The 18,750-nt window shown below is 42.5% G+C and carries 15 protein-coding genes and 1 tRNA gene; 9 read left to right on the forward strand and 7 right to left on the reverse strand.

Annotated features, from left to right (window positions below; translation table 11 throughout):
• Positions 1-89 precede the first annotated feature (89 nt).
• Entirely contained in the window at positions 90-800 is a 711-nt protein-coding gene (locus V5804_RS06595; protein ID WP_369590586.1) for a hypothetical protein, read from the reverse strand.
• A 14-nt stretch (positions 801-814) separates the two neighbouring features.
• On the reverse strand, positions 815-2,602 hold the full coding sequence (gene lepA, locus V5804_RS06600) for a translation elongation factor 4 (RefSeq protein WP_369590587.1): 1,788 nt from the start codon (positions 2,600-2,602) through the stop codon (positions 815-817).
• Between the two features lie 71 nt (positions 2,603-2,673).
• Here lepA and V5804_RS06605 point away from each other — a divergent pair, with 71 nt between their 5' ends.
• The gene (locus tag V5804_RS06605) at positions 2,674-3,561 is read left to right on the forward strand and encodes a fructosamine kinase family protein (RefSeq protein WP_369590588.1); all 888 of its coding nucleotides are present in this window, start codon (positions 2,674-2,676) and stop codon (positions 3,559-3,561) included.
• On the opposite strand, the gene V5804_RS06610 is transcribed toward V5804_RS06605, so the two are convergent.
• Positions 3,558-3,710 (reverse strand): type II toxin-antitoxin system HicB family antitoxin, encoded by a 153-nt coding sequence (locus V5804_RS06610; protein ID WP_369590589.1) that lies wholly within the window; start codon positions 3,708-3,710, stop codon positions 3,558-3,560. The two genes, V5804_RS06605 and V5804_RS06610, sit on opposite strands and share 4 nt — an antisense overlap.
• 113 nt (positions 3,711-3,823) lie before the next feature.
• Here V5804_RS06610 and V5804_RS06615 point away from each other — a divergent pair, with 113 nt between their 5' ends.
• Positions 3,824-6,295 (forward strand): HRDC domain-containing protein, encoded by a 2,472-nt coding sequence (locus tag V5804_RS06615; RefSeq protein WP_369590590.1) that lies wholly within the window; start codon positions 3,824-3,826, stop codon positions 6,293-6,295.
• Here the strand turns inward: V5804_RS06615 and V5804_RS06620 are convergent.
• Both V5804_RS06620 and V5804_RS06625 read right to left on the reverse strand, forming a co-directional pair.
• Positions 6,292-7,587: a DNA polymerase IV gene (locus tag V5804_RS06620; RefSeq protein ID WP_369590591.1), complete on the reverse strand. Its 1,296-nt coding sequence runs from the start codon at positions 7,585-7,587 to the stop codon at positions 6,292-6,294. The genes V5804_RS06615 and V5804_RS06620 overlap by 4 nt on opposite strands.
• A gap of 251 nt (positions 7,588-7,838) precedes the next feature.
• Positions 7,839-8,714, reverse strand: a complete 876-nt coding sequence (locus tag V5804_RS06625; protein ID WP_369590592.1) for an AraC family transcriptional regulator — start codon at positions 8,712-8,714, stop codon at positions 7,839-7,841.
• Positions 8,715-8,942: 228 nt separating this feature from the next.
• On the opposite strand from V5804_RS06625, the gene V5804_RS06630 reads away from it, so the two are divergent.
• The 5 genes from V5804_RS06630 (at position 8,943) to V5804_RS06650 (ending at position 14,381) form a co-directional block, all read left to right on the forward strand.
• On the forward strand, positions 8,943-10,067 hold the full coding sequence (locus tag V5804_RS06630) for a glycoside hydrolase family 26 protein (protein ID WP_369590593.1): 1,125 nt from the start codon (positions 8,943-8,945) through the stop codon (positions 10,065-10,067).
• Positions 10,068-10,073: 6 nt separating this feature from the next.
• On the forward strand, positions 10,074-11,258 hold the full coding sequence (locus V5804_RS06635; protein WP_369590594.1) for an AGE family epimerase/isomerase: 1,185 nt from the start codon (positions 10,074-10,076) through the stop codon (positions 11,256-11,258).
• Positions 11,259-11,781: 523 nt separating this feature from the next.
• The gene (gene dinB, locus V5804_RS06640) at positions 11,782-12,945 is read left to right on the forward strand and encodes a DNA polymerase IV (protein WP_369590595.1); all 1,164 of its coding nucleotides are present in this window, start codon (positions 11,782-11,784) and stop codon (positions 12,943-12,945) included.
• Positions 12,946-13,157: 212 nt separating this feature from the next.
• Positions 13,158-13,349, forward strand: a complete 192-nt coding sequence (locus tag V5804_RS06645; RefSeq protein ID WP_369590596.1) for a hypothetical protein — start codon at positions 13,158-13,160, stop codon at positions 13,347-13,349.
• A gap of 150 nt (positions 13,350-13,499) precedes the next feature.
• Positions 13,500-14,381, forward strand: coding sequence for an aldo/keto reductase (locus V5804_RS06650; protein WP_369590597.1), 882 nt, complete (start codon positions 13,500-13,502; stop codon positions 14,379-14,381).
• A gap of 79 nt (positions 14,382-14,460) precedes the next feature.
• Here the strand turns inward: V5804_RS06650 and V5804_RS06655 are convergent.
• A tRNA-Arg gene (locus V5804_RS06655) sits at positions 14,461-14,532 on the reverse strand.
• A 165-nt stretch (positions 14,533-14,697) separates the two neighbouring features.
• Here V5804_RS06655 and V5804_RS06660 point away from each other — a divergent pair.
• Positions 14,698-15,717: a N(4)-(beta-N-acetylglucosaminyl)-L-asparaginase gene (locus V5804_RS06660; RefSeq protein WP_369590598.1), complete on the forward strand. Its 1,020-nt coding sequence runs from the start codon at positions 14,698-14,700 to the stop codon at positions 15,715-15,717.
• Positions 15,718-15,726: 9 nt separating this feature from the next.
• Positions 15,727-16,461 carry a copper homeostasis protein CutC gene (locus V5804_RS06665; RefSeq protein ID WP_369590599.1) on the forward strand — a complete coding sequence of 245 codons (735 nt, stop codon included), beginning with the start codon at positions 15,727-15,729 and terminating at the stop codon, positions 16,459-16,461.
• Between the two features lie 438 nt (positions 16,462-16,899).
• Here the strand turns inward: V5804_RS06665 and V5804_RS06670 are convergent, their stop codons facing one another.
• A complete protein-coding gene (locus tag V5804_RS06670; protein ID WP_369590600.1) occupies positions 16,900-18,735 on the reverse strand; it encodes a SusD/RagB family nutrient-binding outer membrane lipoprotein in 1,836 nt (611 codons plus the stop codon).
• Positions 18,736-18,750: the final 15 nt, after the last annotated feature.

An 18,750-nucleotide genomic window follows, 5' to 3' on the forward strand; every position in this document is an offset into this window, starting at 1 on the left:
TTCTTTTGCTTCCATGGGAGGAAGAATAATAATTCTTTCCTTTTCAAGGAGATTATCTAAGTATGTTTTTGGAGATTCTGTAGCTTCTATCATAAGCTAATAAATTTAGTAATAATCCCATCTTCGTCAACTATATATCCAAAATAATCTAATAAAAACTTAAAAGTAATTTCTTTTTCGATTGTTGTTGCAGATTGGATGATTGCATAAACATTCATTTTACCAGTAGAACTATCCCAATAGTTCTTTTTCATAACTTGATGTCTACCACATAGTGCTTGCCACTGTTCTGAATTAGTTAAATCCGATTCAGGGTTTATTGAATGAGGCGTTTTATGATCTGGAGTTAATTTAACTTTTCCTCCTCCAATAGGATCAGTTTCGCCTTCTTTTAATAGACATAGTTTTCCGTCTTCTTTCCATTCACAGCAAAAGTTTGCTTTAGTTAAGACTTCCTGCCAAGCTAATTTAGTTGGACTTACTCTTTTACCGGCTTGTACTCTTTTATCAGAAGAAGTCATCAGATATTCTTCGACTCTTAACCAACCCCTATTCCTCCAAGAAAGAATAGTATATCCTTCATCTGTTCTTAATTCTGATAATCTTTGGTGCCAATTTTCCGGTTGTTTACCAGTAACAGGGTCTATTGCAACTTCGAGAATCTGTTCTCGTGTTATAATTTTACCTATATTATCAAGGAATAAAGCTTCTATTCGTTGTTTAATTGAAGATTGATTATACTTCTTTTCAACCTTTCCATAAACCTTGTCAAAATGATTTTTTTCGTTTGCTTTACTCATTGATACTTCTTTTATCAATCCAATTTCAGCACCGCCATAAACGCCGATTGCGGGATTTCCACATTACCAACCTGGCGCATCCGTTTTTTACCTTTTTTCTGCTTTTCCAACAATTTCCGTTTACGGGAAATATCGCCGCCGTAACATTTTGCAGTTACATCTTTTCGTAAAGCTTTTACGGTTTCGCGGGCGATGATTTTGGCGCCGATAGAAGCCTGAACAATGATTTCAAACTGCTGGCGCGGAATCAGTTCTTTCAGTTTTTCGCAAATCTTCTTGCCAAAATCATAAGAATTGCTGCGGTGGATTAAGGAAGACAAGGCATCAACCGGTTCGCCGTTTAAGCGGATATCCAAACGCACCAAATCTGATTGACGGTAACCAATTTGCGTGTAATCAAAAGAAGCATAACCTTTCGAAATCGTTTTCAGCTTATCGTAAAAATCAAAAACAATTTCGCCCATTGGCAGCTCAAAAATCAGTTCCACACGATCGGCAGTCAGGTAAGATTGATTGACAATCGTACCGCGTTTTTGGATGCAAAGCGACATCACCGGGCCAACAAACTCGGATTTGGTAATGATATTGGCTTTAATGTATGGTTCTTCCACAAAATCCAACTTGCTTGGATCGGGCAAATCAGAAGGATTATGAACGTGCAGTTCTTCACCTTTCGTAGTAAAAGCTAAGTAAGAAACGTTGGGAACAGTGGTGATTACCGTCATGTCAAACTCGCGCTCCAAGCGTTCCTGTATAATTTCCATGTGCAACATGCCCAAGAAACCGCAACGGAAACCAAAGCCTAAAGCCGCAGATGATTCCGGTTCGAAAACCAGCGAAGCATCGTTTAACTGCAGTTTGGCCATGCTTTCACGCAGCTCTTCAAACTCGTCTGTATCAACCGGGTAAATGCCCGCAAAAACCATCGGTTTTACTTCTTCAAAACCTTGTATTCCGGTTGCGCATGGGCGGTCAACGGTGGTAATTGTATCGCCCACTTTAACTTCGCGTGCTTCTTTTATGCCCGAAATTATGTAGCCTACGTCGCCGGTTTTGATGACGGCTTTTGGCAACTGGTTCAGCTTTAACGTGCCAACTTCATCTGCAAAATATTGCTTTTCGGTTGCCACAAATTTCACTTTATCGCCTTTGCGGATTTCGCCGTTCACCACTTTAAAATAAGCGATGATGCCGCGGAAAGAATTAAAAACCGAATCAAAAATTAACGCTTGCAAAGGCGCATCCGGGTCGCCAACCGGCGGCGGAACACGTTTTACAATCGCTTCCAGAATCTCGTGCACGCCCAAACCTGTTTTGCCGGATGCCGCCAGAATATCTTCGCGTTTGCAGCCGATTAAATCCACAATCTGGTCTTTCACTTCTTCGGGCATAGCGCCAGGCAAATCCATTTTGTTGAGGACCGGGATAATTTCCAGGTCATTTTCTAACGCCAGGTATAAGTTAGAAATGGTTTGCGCCTGGATGCCTTGTGACGCGTCCACAATCAGCAGCGCGCCTTCGCAGGCAGCGATGGAACGCGAAACTTCGTACGAAAAATCAACGTGGCCGGGCGTGTCAATCAAGTTCAAAACGTAGGGCTGGCCGTCCAAAATATAATCCATTTGGATGGCATGGCTTTTTATCGTGATGCCGCGTTCGCGTTCCAAATCCATATCGTCAAGCAGTTGCGCCTGCGATTCGCGTTGCGTAATGGTGTGCGTATATTCGAGCAAACGATCGGCCAGCGTACTTTTGCCGTGGTCTATATGTGCGATAATGCAGAAATTGCGGATGTGCTTCATTTGAACCGCAAAAATAGCGTTTTAAAGGCACAATTGTTGGGTATAATTTTGGCGGATTTTAACTCAGGAAAATGAAAAGTTTTACAGCAGAATTTAGGGGCGGACTGGAACATATTTTACACGAAAAATTAGGCGGTAAAAGCAGCATCCACGAAATTGTGGAAGTTACGGGTGGCAGCATCAACGAAGTTTACCGCTTGCAATCGGCGGCTGGATTTTTTATTTTAAAGCTGAACAGCGCGCAACAATTCCCCAAAATGTTTGAACTCGAGGCCGAAGGTTTGGAAGCCATCCGCAAAACAAAAACGGTTGCTGTGCCGGAAGTAATTGCAACCGGGCATTTTGCTTACCAAAGTTATTTGTTGTTAGAATACATAGAAACCGGAACGAAAACACCGGCAGCGATGCAATTATTAGGTTCGCAACTGGCGCAAATGCACCAAAATACGGCGGAAGGTTTTGGTTTTGAAAACGACAATTACATGGGTTCGTTGCCGCAATCCAACAAAAAACATTCAAGCTGGCAATCGTTTTTTATAGAAGAACGCTTAAAACCGATGGTAAAGTTAGCTTTTGATGCTTCTTTTATCGACCAAAAATTGGTGTCGGATTTTGAAAACCTGTACCAAAAGCTGGGCGGGTTTTTTGAGGAAGAAAAGCCAGCTTTAATTCATGGTGATTTGTGGGGCAGCAATTATTTGATCGGCAGCGAAGGCAAACCTTATTTAATTGATCCGGCCGTCAGTTACGGTTTTCGCGAGTTCGATCTGGCCATGACGCATCTTTTCGGAGGTTTCAGCACTGATTTTTACAAGGCTTATCAGGAAAAATTTCCTTTGCAAAAAGGCTGGCAACAACGTGTGGATTTGTGGAATCTGTATCCGTTGTTGCTGCATTTGAATTTGTTTGGAACGGGCTATTTGGGGCAGGTGAGGAGTGCGGTGAGGAAGTTTATTTAATCTTCAAAATACAACTCCAACGCTTCCTGTAAATTGGCTAAAGCTTCTTCTTTTGTTTCGCCAAAACTGGAAACTTCAACATTTAAACATTTGGCTACATAAAATTTACCTTCTTTCCAGACGATGTTTCCTAGCTCAACCGTTTTCATTGTTTTTTTATTTGAAAGTACTGATTTTACTGTAAAGTTCAAGTAATTGCTATTTCTTTTAACAAAAATAATTTTCGTTTTAATATTGTTGCTAAATTTCTTATCATTGCTTGATGCAGCAAAACCCGCAACTCGACCTCGCCAATAACTTTGTACAGCATACCAACCGCAATATTTTTTTGACGGGAAAAGCCGGAACGGGCAAAACCACGTTCTTGCACCAATTGAAAAAAACGTCGCACAAACGGATGGCCGTAGTGGCACCAACCGGTGTAGCGGCCATCAATGCTGGCGGCGTTACCATTCATTCGCTTTTTCAGTTGCCGTTCGGGCCGTACCTCCCGCAGGAAAACAAACAACAACAATACAACCGGCAGTTTAACCGCGAAAAGGTCAATCTTATCCAAAGTCTGGATTTGTTGGTAATTGACGAGATCAGCATGGTACGTGCCGATGTTTTGGATGCGATGGACGAAGTGCTGCGCCGTTACCGCAACCGTTCCAAACCTTTTGGTGGCGTGCAATTGCTGATGATCGGCGATTTGCACCAGCTTTCGCCCGTAGCGAAAAACGAAGAATGGCAATTGCTGAAACCGCATTACGATACGTTGTATTTTTTCAGCAGCAAGGCTTTAAAGCAAACGCCGCTGGTAAACATCGAACTGAAACACATTTACCGTCAGGCCGATACTGTTTTTATCGGCCTTTTAAACGCCATCCGCGAAAACCGGATTACAAAGCAGGTTTTGACAGATTTAAACCAGCGCCACATTCCTGATTTTAAGCCCAATGAGCAGGAAGGCTACATCACTTTAACCACACACAACAATTCGGCACAATATTTAAACGCCAGCAAACTGGCCGAAATCAAAGAACCGGTACACCAATTTAAAGCTGTAATTCAGGGCGAATTTCCTGAGTTTTCTTATCCGACCGTTTTGGATTTGGAACTGAAAATCGGTGCACAAGTAATGTTTGTGAAGAATGACAGTTCGCGAGAAAAGCTTTTTTACAACGGCAAAATTGGAAAAGTGGCGCGGGTGGAAGATGAAACAATTTTTGTAAAATGCCCGGGCGAAGAAGATGAAATTTTAGTGGGCCCGGTGGTTTGGCAAAACATCAAATACGCTTTAAACCCAACCACAAAAGAAGTAGAAGAAACCATCATCGGCAGTTTTACGCAATATCCGCTGCGGCTGGCCTGGGCGATAACGATCCATAAAAGCCAGGGTTTAACGTTTGAAAAAGCCATTATTGATGCGCAGGATGCTTTTGCGCATGGCCAGGTTTATGTGGCTTTAAGCAGATGTAAAACGCTGGAAGGCATGGTTTTAAGCAAGCCGCTGAAAGGGGAAAGCGTGATTACCGACCGTACGATTGCGACTTACACCATCGAAAGTGAACGCAATGTGCCGACAGAAAGTGTTTTATCGGAAGCCAAAAAAGTTTTCCAGGAAACGTTGCTGCGCGAGTTGTTTGATTTCGGACAGATCAAGTTCCGCTATTTTGCACTTTTAAAACTCGCTGAAGAAAACGACAATTTATTGGCCGGAAAATTTGCGCAAACTTTGCACGAATTGAAAGTTATAGCCGAAAAAGAAATTTACCTTATTGCCGATAAATTTCAGCAGCAATTAAACCAATTGTTGCAACAGCCGCTTTTGCCAGAAGAACACCCCGAATTGCAGGAACGCGTGAAAAAAGCCGCCGCTTATTTTGTGTCGAAGCTGGAGCAGATGCTTCTTTTACCACTAAAAAATTGGGTTGTTGAGACAGATAACAAAGCCGTCCGAAAAAGCGTGCAAGGCGCGTTAAATGCTTTAAAACAGGAAGTTGCGGTTAAATTTATGGTGATAAAAGAAGCATCTGAAAAAAGTTTTAACGCGCTGGCTTATCTTCAGCACAAAGCCAACGCGGCTATTGATTTAAGTTTGGCTTCGGAAAAAGCAGCTTCTCCACAAAACAAAACAGAAACCGAGGCGGAAAAATTAGCTTATCCTGATTTGCACAGTGCTTTGCGCAATTGGCGAAACCGTTTGGCTGAGGAAAATAACATTCCGGCTTATGTTATTTTTCACCAAAAAGCACTGGACGATTTGGTGAAATATCTGCCTTCAACTTTAAAAGAATTGGAAAGCATTAAAGGTATCGGCCCGGCCAAAGTAAAAAAATACGGCGAAGAAATTTTAAGTTATATTGATGCTTTTTGCAAAAACAAGAATATTGAAAGGCAACCGATAGACCTTACAGTTCCGAAAGAAAAAACCAAAACGGCAACCAGTCAGGTTTCTTTTGAGCTTTTCCAATCCGGTAAAACCATTGTCGAAATTGCCGCAGAACGTAATCTTGCTTTAACAACAATTGAAGGGCATTTATTGTATTTTGTTAATTTGGACGAACTGGAGCTTACACAGATTTTCCCAAAGGAAATTTTAGATCAGGTTCAGCTTTACCTTAGCACAAACAAACCAGAAAATTTAACAGAAGCTAAAAATGCTTTAGGCGATGCCGTTTCTTACAGTGCCATTCGTGCAGTTGTTAAGCAGGAAAATTATCAGTTTCCGCAGAAAGCAAGCGCTGATTAGTTTTCGCTTGCCGATGCCAAATAATCCAACTCGCTTAGATCTTTTACGCAACCAAAACCAATTACATCGGCCACCACTTTGCCGTCGGTAACTTCTACAGCGCGTTTCAATTTATCGGCGCCAAACTTTTGCTGGATAGCGTACATCGTTTTGCGCGCTTTTTCGCCCTGGTTTACATCTTCAAACAGGCTGTACATCATTTTGCCGGTGTTTACAAAATCGGTTACCATCACCCGCAAACCGCTGATTTGATCATTAAAAATCGGTGCCGATTGCGTGGTTTCTTCAAAACGCGCAATCCTTTTTTTGATCATCCGCATCAAACTGATAGCATCCTGGATCGGAATGCTGATCGAAAACCCATCGTCCCAACGGCTGTCATCTACATACTTCACCGTAAAAGCAATGTTTTTGCAATAGAAATTGTGGTGTACCATGCGCCTTTCCAGCGTACTGCAAAGCGTTAAAAACAATTGTTCGATGTACTCCGGGTTGCTTCTTTTATCGGCAGAAATTTGGCGCATCGCCTGCATCCCTTTATAATCGCTTACCGACATGCCGGTTTCCACGAAATTCAATTTGTAATGCCAGTACAAACCTTCAATACTTTTAAAAACCGCTTTCAGCCTTTCGGGCGGCGTGTAGCGCATTTGCAGCGGCGTGGCAATACCGGCGCGCTCCAAACGGTAAACCATGTTTTTGCCAATCCCAGGCAAATCCGACAGTTTTAGCGCGCCCAATTTATCATCAATATTTTGTGCGGTGATAATTTGCAAGCCATCAAAACCACCCATGTCCGAACCTAATTTGGCCAAAAAAGCGTTTGGCGCAATGCCGATGGAACAGGTGAGCCAGTCGCCAACTTCCCGCTTAATATCTTCCTTTATTTTTTGTGCGATAAAAACAGTATCGGGATAAACCATTTGGTAATTGGTGAGGTTTACGATTGCTTCATCAATACTTTTCGGGATCACTTCCGGGCAATAGTGCTTTAAAACATTGATGATTTTGGTGTGGTATTGCCGGTAACGGTTCGGGTTGCTTTCCAGCGGGATCAGTTCCGGGCAAATTTTCATCGCTTCGTTTAAACGCATCCCGGTTTTTACGCCCATTCTTTTTGCCTCCACCGAAAGCGCAATGGCAAAACCAAACTTCCCGGTGTAAACGCAAACCGCAACCGGCCTTCCGCGCAGCCAGTAATTGTCCTGCTGTTCGCACCGGGCAAAAAAGCTGTTCATATCTACAAACAGAACGCGCGGTTCGGTTTGTACTTTGATGGAGTTGAGGTTCATAGCCACAAAAATGCTAAATAAATTAGCATTTGCAAGGCTAAAACCAAATAAACTTATCCACAATTTTTAGCTTTTTTTGATTGGGAAAGTTTAAAAAGGAGGAACATGAGGTGATAGTTATCCCGGAAAATTAAGTTTTAACTGCAAATTCAAAGAGCCGTAGGCTCGGCCAATTTTGTAGGAATGGGTTTTTAACCCGTTCAAATAAAAAGTGCAAACTTCACCATGCTTCTTTTACCACCCTAAAATCATCAAACAAAAATCCGGTTGCCCGAATAATTTTCGCGGAACTCTTTCGGTGTGCAAACCTTCTTCTTTTTGAAAATCCGATTAAAGTGCGAAATGTTGTTGAAGCCGCATTTGTAGGCAATTTCGGCAATGGTTTGCGTGGTGTCAATCAGCATCCGCGAAGCATGGCCCAAACGGATCTCGTTCAAACTGTCAATAAAAGTGATGCCCGTGCGTTTTTTAATAAAGCGGCTGAAAGAAGCTTCGGGCATGTTGGCAATTTTCGCCACTTCGGCCAAACTGATTTCGCGGTTAAAATTGGTGTTCATGTATTCAAACACTTTTTCGATGCGGCGGCTGTTATAATGCGATTTTTCGTTGTTAAAAGCAGCATCCGACAACGTTTGCATGTTTTTGGAAGTGGAAAGGTCGTGCAAAATAGACAGCAGTTCGAGCACAGAATCAAAACCGCTTTTCTGGCTCAGTTCCATAATCCGTGGTTTTAGCCGTTGAATGGTGCTTTTAGAAAACAAAATGCCGCGCTGCGAACGCTCCAACATGTTACGGATAAAACTTAGCTGGTTCTTTTTCAGGAGTTTATCGTCAAAAAGGTCTCGGTGGAACTGAATTGTTACCTCGGTAATTTCTTCGCTTTCGCATTGGTGCGTAAACCAGGCATGGTATTGGTTCGGGCCGATAAAAACCAGTTCCAAATCGTCAATCACTTCGATGTGGTCGCCCACAATGCGTTTGGCGCCTTTCGCATTCAGGATCAGGTTCAGTTCGTATTCTTCGTGGTAATGGAGCGGAAAATCGAACCTTTTTTTCACCCTGGAAAACATCGTAAAACAATCGCTTTGGGTAAGCGGCGTTATTTCCCGGATAACATTTGTCTGCATGTAATATTTGCTGTAAACTTAAATCTTTAGGTTTGGCTGCTTATAAAATCTTAAAGATAACGTTAAAATAGTATTAACCATATACGGGCGCATTTTTACGATAGTTGCACCAGTTTTACATTTATCGTTATAGAATGTTAAAAAAGCATTATCAAAGCCAATGCTTAAACAATAATTTTGAACCGGATAGTGTCAGAAGAAACCCAACCAATTTAACCCCAAAACCCAATGATAAATAAACTACAAAAAGTGTTGGCTGTCAGCTTATTGTTGGCCGCAATAACCGGTTTAACCACTTTACAGGCACAAAATATTTTGCCTGTTGATAAAGCTGCCACCCAGGAAACCAAAATGTTGTACAGCAACATGCAAAAACTGGCACAGTCAAAAGTGATTTTTGGCCACCAGGACGATTTGGCTTACGGCGTGGGCTGGGCCTACGAAAAAGGCCGGTCGGACGTTAAAAGCACGGTAGGCGCTTATCCGGGGGTTTACGGTTGGGAGTTGGGGCATCTGGAATTAGACAGCGCAAAAAACCTCGACGGCGTTCCTTTCAACAACATAATTTCATACGTAAAAGAAGTATATGCGCGTGGTGGCATCAACGAGTTTAGCTGGCATTTTAACGATCCGGTTACGGGCGCAACGGCCTGGAGCACACCAACTTCAACCGTAAAACAGATTATTCCGGGCGGCGGTCATCATGCCGCCTTTGTAAAATATTTAGACAAATTTGCCGCTTTTGCCAGCCAGTTGAAAGGCCCGAAAGGCGAGATGATCCCCGTGATTTTCCGCCCGTTCCATGAGCATACCGGCAGTTGGTTTTGGTGGGGAAACAAAGAATGTACGCCCGAAGAATACATCGCATTATGGCGTTTTACCGTTGATTACCTGCGCAATACCAAAAAACTGCACAACCTACTAATCGGCTATTCTGCTGCCGGTTATACCACCGAACAAGAATATTTGGAGCGTTATCCCGGCGATGCTTATGTAGATATCATCGGTTTTGATGCGTACATGGACAAAGACGCCGATTACTTTAAAAAAGACCTGGAAAACAAGTACCAAATCCTGGAAAAAGTAGCTACCGAACACCATAAAATTTCGGCCCTGACCGAAGTGGGCTACCAGGGAATCCCTGACCCAAACTGGTGGACGCAGGTTTTGCTTCCAATTATCACCAAATACAAAACGGCGTATATACTTACCTGGCGCAATTGGAAAACCGAACATTATTTTGCGCCTTATCCCGGCCAGGTCAGCGTTGCCGATTTTAAAAAGTTTTATGCTGATCCGCACATCATTTTCCAGGATAAATTATCGCATTCCATCTACACCCAAAAACTTTAAAAACGGATGTACGATCTGAAACCTTTTGAACAGGAACTGGAAAATATCTTAAACTTTTGGATAGATTATACGCCCGACAAGCAGCACGGCGGCTTTTACGGAAAAATTGATCACGACAACAAAGTTTATCCCGAAGCGCCAAAAGGCTCGGTTTTAAATGCACGCATTTTATGGAGTTTTTCGGCGGCTTATCTTCAAAACCCAAATCCAATTTATTTGGAAATGGCGAAGCGGAGTTACGATTATATCCATGCTTCTTTTATAGATAAAAAATTCGGCGGCGTTTACTGGACGGTAGATTTTCAGGGAAACCCGTTAGATACCAAAAAGCAGGTTTACGCTTTGGCATTCACGATTTACGGCTTATCGGAATATTATAAAATCAGCAAAGATGAAAATGTGCTTCTTTTAGCACAACAAATTTTTGCTGCTATTGAAAAGTACAGCTTCGACCCAAAAAACGGCGGCTACCTCGAAGCTTTCGCACAAAATTGGGAAGAGTTGCCCGACTTGCGTTTGAGCGAAAAAGATGCCAACGAGAAAAAAACCATGAACACGCATTTGCATGTTTTGGAAGCCTACACCAATTTGTACCGCGTTTGGCCGGATGGGTTTTTGAAGCAGCAGATCCGCGGGTTGATCCATGATTTTTTGGAACACATGATCAACCCAAAAACAAACCGTTTGATTTTGTTTTTGGATGAAAACTGGCAACCAAAATCTAACATTATTTCTTACGGTCATGATATTGAAGCTTCCTGGTTATTGCTCGAAGCCGCCGAAGTGTTGGAAGACGACATGCTTCTTTTACGGGTAAAAAATAAGTGTGTTGAAATGGCGCGATCGGCTTCAACCGGTTTAGACCGGGACGGTTCCATGTATTACGAGTACGAACCGGAAAAGGGCCATTTATGCAAAGACCGCCATTGGTGGGTGCAGGCCGAAGCGATGGTTGGTTTTTTAAACGCCTGGCAATTGACCGGCGGGCAAGCTTTTTTTGAGCAGTTTGAAAGCGTTTGGAAATACATTCAAACTTATATTATTGATGCGGAGAACGGCGAGTGGGTTTGGGGAATCCGGGACGACCAAAGCTTGATGCCCGGCGAAGACAAAGCCGGCTTGTGGAAATGTCCGTACCATAATTCGCGGGCATTGCTGGAAGTGATTTATCGTTTACAAAAAGTTGCCTGATAAACTAAAAGCCTGTTTAAAATTATGTTCTTTGCTATTTTGGCTAAAGCCAATAAACCTTATACATCACCACGGCCTAAAGGCCGTGGCAACTTATAAACTCTGCTTTTTGTTCCTCGAAACAAACTTGTTCGATAATATCAAATTATCTGTTGGCAAGCTAATGTATTAAATGCTACTTTAAAAGTTGTTTAAATTTTTTTCTGGCCTTTTTTGGCTGATGCTTCTTTTACCCTATAAAAATCAGTGCCAGTATCAGCTTAAACAAATCAAAAACCAGGCAACACCAATTTTTAGGCGGTAAAAGAAGCATGGTGTAAAGCACGAAAAGATAAGTCTAAACATGTTCTTAAATTGCCACGGCCTTTAGGCCGTGGACAAAGCGCACAAACAGCGGGCTTTAGCCAAAAACTAAAATTACAAGCCGTTAAATTTGTTGGCCTAAAAGAAGCATGAAAAACCGTTCCGATAAATTGAAACAAGCCCTAACTAAATTAGTATTTTAGCTGTACCAAATTTTGTTATGGCCGATTTACCAAACCCGCGTTTTATTGCACATTTCGACCTCGATTCGTTTTTTGTAAGCGTTGAGCGGTTGAAAAACAGTGCTTTAATTGGCAAGCCGGTTATCGTTGGCGGTTCTACCGATCGCGGCGTTGTTGCGGCTTGCAGTTACGAAACCCGTGTTTTTGGTGTGCATAGCGCGATGCCGATCCGGCAGGCTCGAAAGTTATGTCCGCAGGCAATTTCTGTCCGTGGCGATTTTGAAAGCTACAGCCATTATTCCCGTTTGGTTACTTCCATTATCCGTGAACGCGTTCCGGTTTTAGAAAAAGCCAGCATTGATGAGTTTTATATGGATTTGACCGGCATGGACCGCTTTTTCGGTTGCAGCCAGTTCACCAAAGAACTGAAACAAACGGTGGTGCGGGAAACCGGTTTGCCCATTTCCTACGCGCTGGCATCCAACAAGTTGATCTCCAAAATTGCCACCAACGAAGTAAAGCCCGACGGACAAATTGAAGTAAAACACGGTCAGGAAAAGCAGTATTTATCAACTTTAAAAATTGAACGAATGCCCGGCATTGGCGAAAAAACCGCAGTTCAGCTTCGGCAAATGGGTTTTTTTACGTTGAAAGATTTAAGCGAATCCAACCCGGCGTTGATGGAAATGCGGTTTGGAAAAGGCGGCCTGGATTTGATCCGCCGCGCCAGCGGCATTGATGATTCGCCGGTAGTGCCGTATTCGGAACGCAAAAGCATCAGCACCGAAAATACGTTTGAAAGCGATGTTTTAAACGCGGATTTCCTGCTGACCGAACTGGTGCGCATGACTTCCAAAATTGCATTTTTACTTCGGCAGCAAAAAAAACTGAGTGGCTGCGTTACCGTCAAAATCCGTTATTCGGATTTCTCGACAGAAACTAAACAAACCGTAATTGCATACACGGCGGCAGACCATGTAATTTTAGCGGCGGCCAAAGAAATATTTCACAAAGCGTATAAACCCAATTTACAAGTCCGGCTGATTGGGGTGAAATTGAGCCATTTGATCCAGGGCGAATACCAGTTGGACCTGTTTTCCGGCGCAACCGAAAACCGCAAGTTGTACGATGCGATGGATCAAATCCGCAACCGTTTTGGCGAAGGTTCCGTTGTCCGCGCCATTACTTTGGATAAATTGTAGAAGTGGCTTTCACAAAAATCCCCTAATCAAAATAAAAACTAAAGGTAGGCCGATGCTTCTTTTATGCCTGCTTTTTTGGTGTCGAAATTCAGCTTAAATTCCAATTCAAAAAAAATGTTGGTAAAAGAAGCAAAAGCCTTAACCTGTTTAAAAATAGTTCGTACAAGGAAACATAACCTGGTTTTTTACAACAAGTAATTAATGCAAAAGATATGGATCCAAACCAATACTGCACGGTTTTAAATGTGGCCAACGTTATCAGCACCAACATTTTGGGCTTAACTTTTTGGGGCGCATCGGTCGAGTTTATCACCAAAGACGACCACAAATCTGTCGGCATTGTTTATTTTTTAAACAAGGACGAAGCATTGGATTTTAGGACCGGGAACAGGTTTTTGCGGTAGAAACATCAGCTTGATTGGTTCAGCAAGTACTTCTTTTACAACCCATTTTTTAGTTGATAAAAGAAGCATCCATTTTTTTACTTCTTCCAGGGCCATCGGCAGAACACAAAGCTATATTTGGTGTTGAAGCTGTAAAAAATCCCTGTTGACATGCAAAACCCAAGTTTAATTAACATTGCCGCAAAAAGTGAACATCCTTTACAAGTTAAACGTTTCGGTTACGGAACGATGCGCCTTACCGGAGAAGGCGTTTATGGCGAACCGCCCAACCGGCCCGAAGCTTTACAAATATTAAAGCAAGCCATCAGCAGTGGCATTAATTTTATTGATACGGCCGATTATTATGGCGAAGATGTTACCAACCGTTTAATTGCCGAAGCTTTGTACCCTTACCCGCAGGACTTGGTGATTTGTACCAAAGTTGGCGGTGCCCGCAAGCCGGATAAAAGCTGGGTTACCTACAACAAACCCGAAAATTTGCGCAGCAGCATTGATAAAAACCTGCAAACGTTAAAGATGGAGCAAATTACGTTGGTACATTTTAGGGTGATGCCGGGCAGCGAAGTTCCGTTTAAAGAATCCATGGATGCGATGTTTGAAATGCAAAAGGAAGGAAAAATTTTGCACGTCGGTGTAAGCAACGTAAGTCCGGAAGAATTAGAAACTGCTTTAACTATGGGCGATATTGCCACGGTTGAAAACATGTTTGGTTACGGCCAACGAACAACACAAACATCGCATTACGGAGAAAACCGTGGCGGAGAAGAAGTGTTGGCGTTGTGCGAAGAGAACGAAATACCGCTGATCCCTTACTTTTCGCTGTTTACTTCGATGCCTAAAAAGGATGAAAAAATAGCAGCCATCGCCCAAAAATATGGTGCTACGGCAGCGCAGGTTAATTTGGCCTGGTTGTTACATTACTCGCCCTGGATTTTGCCCATCCCCGGCACCTCTTCGTTAAAACATTTTGAAGAAAATTTAAAAGCAAGGGATTTAGTGCTGACTCAGGAAGATATGGATTTTTTGGGATAGCAATTTTTAGGTGTTAAAAGAAGCATTGCTTTTTGAAAAATTACAAAGCCGCATAGTGCAAACTGATGCGGCTTTTTTGTGCACTCGATAGGAATCGAACCTATATCATGAGAACCGGAATCTCACATTCTATCCATTGAACTACGAGTGCGGGGTGGCAAATATATCAATTTGAACAATGATTTCGGAATGGATTGTTTGAAAAATAGTTTTTTTGCCGAAAATTTCCAAGCATAAATTTTACGGTTTTCAGTTGTTTTCCTACTGAAAATGCTAACTTCCAACTTCTTTTAACAGTTAAAATATCAGATTGAACATGCTCAACCGTCGTAAATTTTTAACCGGTACGCTTGGTGCTTCCGGCGTACTTTTAAGTGCCAAGGTCATCGGAAAAACTGTGGTAAAAGAAGCACCGGCCGCCAATTACCCCATCGTTGTTTCCACTTGGGATTTTGGAATTCCGGCCAATCAGGAAGCCTGGAAAACCCTTTCTAAAGGTGGCCGCGCTTTGGATGCGGTGGAAGCAGGCGTTAAAATCCCGGAAGCCGACCCACACAACCATACCGTTGGCGCGGCCGGTTACCCAGACCGCGACGGCCACGTTACTTTAGACGCCTGTATCATGGACGAAAAAGGAAACTGCGGCGCTGTGGCTGCGATGGAATACATTGACCATCCAATTTCGGTTGCGCGGATGGTGATGGAAAAAACGCCGCACGTGTTGTTGGTGGGCGAAGGCGCAACACAGTTTGCGATGGAAAACGGCTTTAAAAAGAAGGTTTTGCTTACTGCAGAATCTGAAAAAGCTTGGAAAGAGTGGTTGAAAACGGCTGATTATAAACCAGAAATCAATATCGAAAACAAACTTTATTCGCCCAAAAAACTGCCTGGAAACCAATATAACCACGATACCATCGGGATGCTGGCCTTGGATGCGGCCGGAAATATTTCGGGTGCCTGCACTACAAGTGGCATGGCTTGGAAAATGCACGGCAGGGTAGGCGATAGCCCGATTATTGGTGCCGGATTGTTTGTGGACAACGAAGTCGGTGGCGCAACTTCTACCGGCGTAGGTGAGGAGGTGATCCGAAACGTGGGCAGTTTTTTGGTAGTGGAGTTGATGCGCCAGGGCTACAAACCAGAGGATGCCTGCAAAGAAGCCGTAAACCGGATCATCAAAAAGAAACCGGAACTGGCCAAAACGCTGCAAGTTGGTTTTTTGGCCATCAACAAAAAAGGCGAATATGGTGCTTATGCCATCCAAAAAGGGTTTTCTTTTGCGGTTTGCAATGCCGAAAAGCAGGATTTGCTGATCAAAGGGAAAAGCGTTTTTTAATCGGCAAAAATGGTCAAGATCGAGATTTGTGCCGGTTCGCTCCGTTCAGCTTTGAATGCCCAGCAAGGCGGTGCGTACCGCGTAGAGTTGTGCGATAATTTGAAAGAAGGCGGAACGACGCCATCTTTTGGAATGCTTCTTTTAGCAAGGAAAAATCTCAACATAAAATTATTTCCAATCATCAGGCCACGTGGCGGCGATTTCTTTTATACTGATTTGGAGTTTGAAGTGATGAAAGCTGATGTAGAACAATGCCGGGATTTGGGTTGTGATGGCGTTGTTTTTGGCATCCTGAAAAAAGACGGCAGCGTTGACGTAGAACGTTGTTTGGAACTAAAACAAGCCGCCGGAAATTTGGGTACCACTTTTCACCGGGCTTTTGACCGTTGCCGGGATCCTTTTACAGCGTTGGAAGAAATTATTGAACTGGGTTTTGAGCGCATTTTGACTTCGGGCATGGAAAATAGTGCGGTAAAAGGAGCATCGCTGATTTCAAAATTGGTTGAACAGGCAAAAGGCAGGATTTCGGTTATGCCCGGCGCTGGCATTCGCCCGGAAAATTTAAAACACTTGATCGAATTGACGGGCGCAACCGAATTTCATACTTCTGCAAAAGGCGTTTTTAAAAGTGAAATGATTTTTACAGATGTTAAAACAGGCAGTTATGAGGAAGAATTTTTGATCGAACAGACCAATGTTGATGTGGTGAAAAAGTTGGTTAAAATTGCGGGAAGCATAATTTAGATACTGTTTTTACCGGCATAAAAACAGTATGCCAATAAAATTCCTACTCCAATTTTTAGGTGATAAAAGAAGCATCAAATTTTATCCGCATCATCAGCTTTTTGAAAAAACAGTAATAAAAACAAAAAGCTCCTGGTGTTTATTCCGGGAGCTTTTTGCTTTTGTTGTTTGCTTTTATCGCTTTTTATGATGCTTCTTTTATCGGATAAAAATCAGTGGCTTTTTTTCAACCAAAATATAAACTCCAATTTTTATAGGCTAAAAGAAGCATCAGGTCTTAGTGCAGCATAATTATCTTCAACCACAATTGTTGGTTGCCTTTTATCAAATTTAAAAATAAGTTTTTCATGTGCCTGCAAAAACACAAAAGCCAGCCTGAATTTCAAGCCGGCTTTTGTGATAAATAAAAACTATTTTAAATTTTCGGTTAAACCAATTTTATTGTGCGTCCCACCAAATCCTGCCTTTGGTATCTTGGGCAGTAGTGCCATAAGCCGGGTCTTTAGTCATCATCGCCTTGATCGCGGTGCTGTAATTTGCCGAATTCTGGTTGGAGCCGGTACTTAGGTCCAAAGAATTCCTGCGCGGAAGCAATAGGTTTTGCTTGCCGTCCCATAAACTTTCTAAGTAAGCAATGGTCGAACCATCGCCAATCCTGTTTGGTTGCCCGGCACGTACATCTTCAAACTGAGGATAACCGGTACGTTTCCACATTGCCCAAGCTTCGTCTGGCTCTGTCAAAAAGTTTACCCAAGCTTGAGAGTAAATGCTTGGCAAGCCTTTGTAAGGAAGCGTAGTTGCAAAATTACCGATGGTTACAGTGGTTGCATTAGGCACATTGGTAGCAACGGCCATAGTTTTATATTGGTCAAAAGATGCCTGCACGCCCAAATTAAACCACTGCACTGCAGATTTGCCTAAACCATTGCCGCCTTTTTCTGCAATTTCTGCCATCATAAAACAAGTTTCGGCATAGGTTAAATAAGGTGTCCTCATTTTGATGGTACTGCCATCTACATAAGATTCATCGTCGTGCATCAAATCTTTGGAAGACCTGGCATCAAAACCGCCGAAACCACCGTTTTTTACAAACAACCTACTTTGAATGGCGGATAAAAAGCCCAGAGTTTGCGTGCCCGAACCACCTGAAACGGTAAAAGTTTTAAAACGGTCGCCGCCGGTAGAACCAAAGCTTGTATTGGCCGAAGCAGGAAAAGCGTGTTTGCCCCAATAACGATTGTTGGGGTTGGTTACATCATTTTCGGGTTGCAACAAAGCTGCCTGGGTTGTAGCATCGCCGGTTTGTTTTACGGTTACATAGTTCTTGTAGTTTGTACCGAAATCATTTTGGCGAACCATAAAAGCTAATCTTGGATCGTTTGTTGATTTTAGAAATTGTACAAAAGGATAAGCGGCATTGTAAGCAAACAGGATCACGTTGATGTCATCCACATTATTGTTCCAATCGCGGGTTTGATTATATCCGAAAGAACCGTCATTGGAAGAAATGACATTGCCGGCAAAGTTATTGGCCACATCTGCCAAAACACTTGCTAATTGTGCAGGATCTCGTTTTTCATAACGCTGAGCAATTTTAATACGCAAGGTGTTGGCAAAAGACAACCATTTTCCATAATCACCGCTGTAAAAAAGGTCCTGGTTGTTGATGGCAATTTGTGCTGTACTGCTTTTTAACAAAGTAGCTGCATCTTTTAATTTTTGATCGAAAGTTTTGTACAAAGTATAATCGAAATCATAAGTTGGCAACGGATATTGAACAACATTAAAGGCTTGGTTATAAGGAAGCGCGCCGAAAATATCCGCAACTTTCCAGGCTTGATAAGTATCAATAATTAAACATATTGCTTTTAAACCCTGATAAGTTGCCGACTGTCCTTCCGATAAAGAGTTAATCTTATCAATAATGCGGTGCATATCTCTTCCGTTTCCGTTAAAATAATCGTTGTAATAAGGAAAGCCGGGATTAGGCCCGATCGTTTTTGAAGGATCCCAGTAGGTGCGGGCCAAGGCAACTGCATCTGCACCTTCCGGGACAACGTATTGCATATAGGTCATGGTCGTACCGTATTTCTGAAAAGTATTATTACGGGAATTCAGGTTAAAATCAACCGTGGCGCCTGTAAACAAAAATTCAGGATTGGCATCACTTAACGTTTTAGGATTGGTATTGATATCTACCAAATCTTTTTTACAGGATTGGCTCAGCAACGTCAATGCGATTAATCCGATTATATATTTATTTGTCTTTTTCATCTTTATAAAATCTTA

Origin of the sequence: Mucilaginibacter sp. (assembly GCF_041088075.1) — a bacterium.
GTDB lineage: Bacteria > Bacteroidota > Bacteroidia > Sphingobacteriales > Sphingobacteriaceae > Mucilaginibacter_A.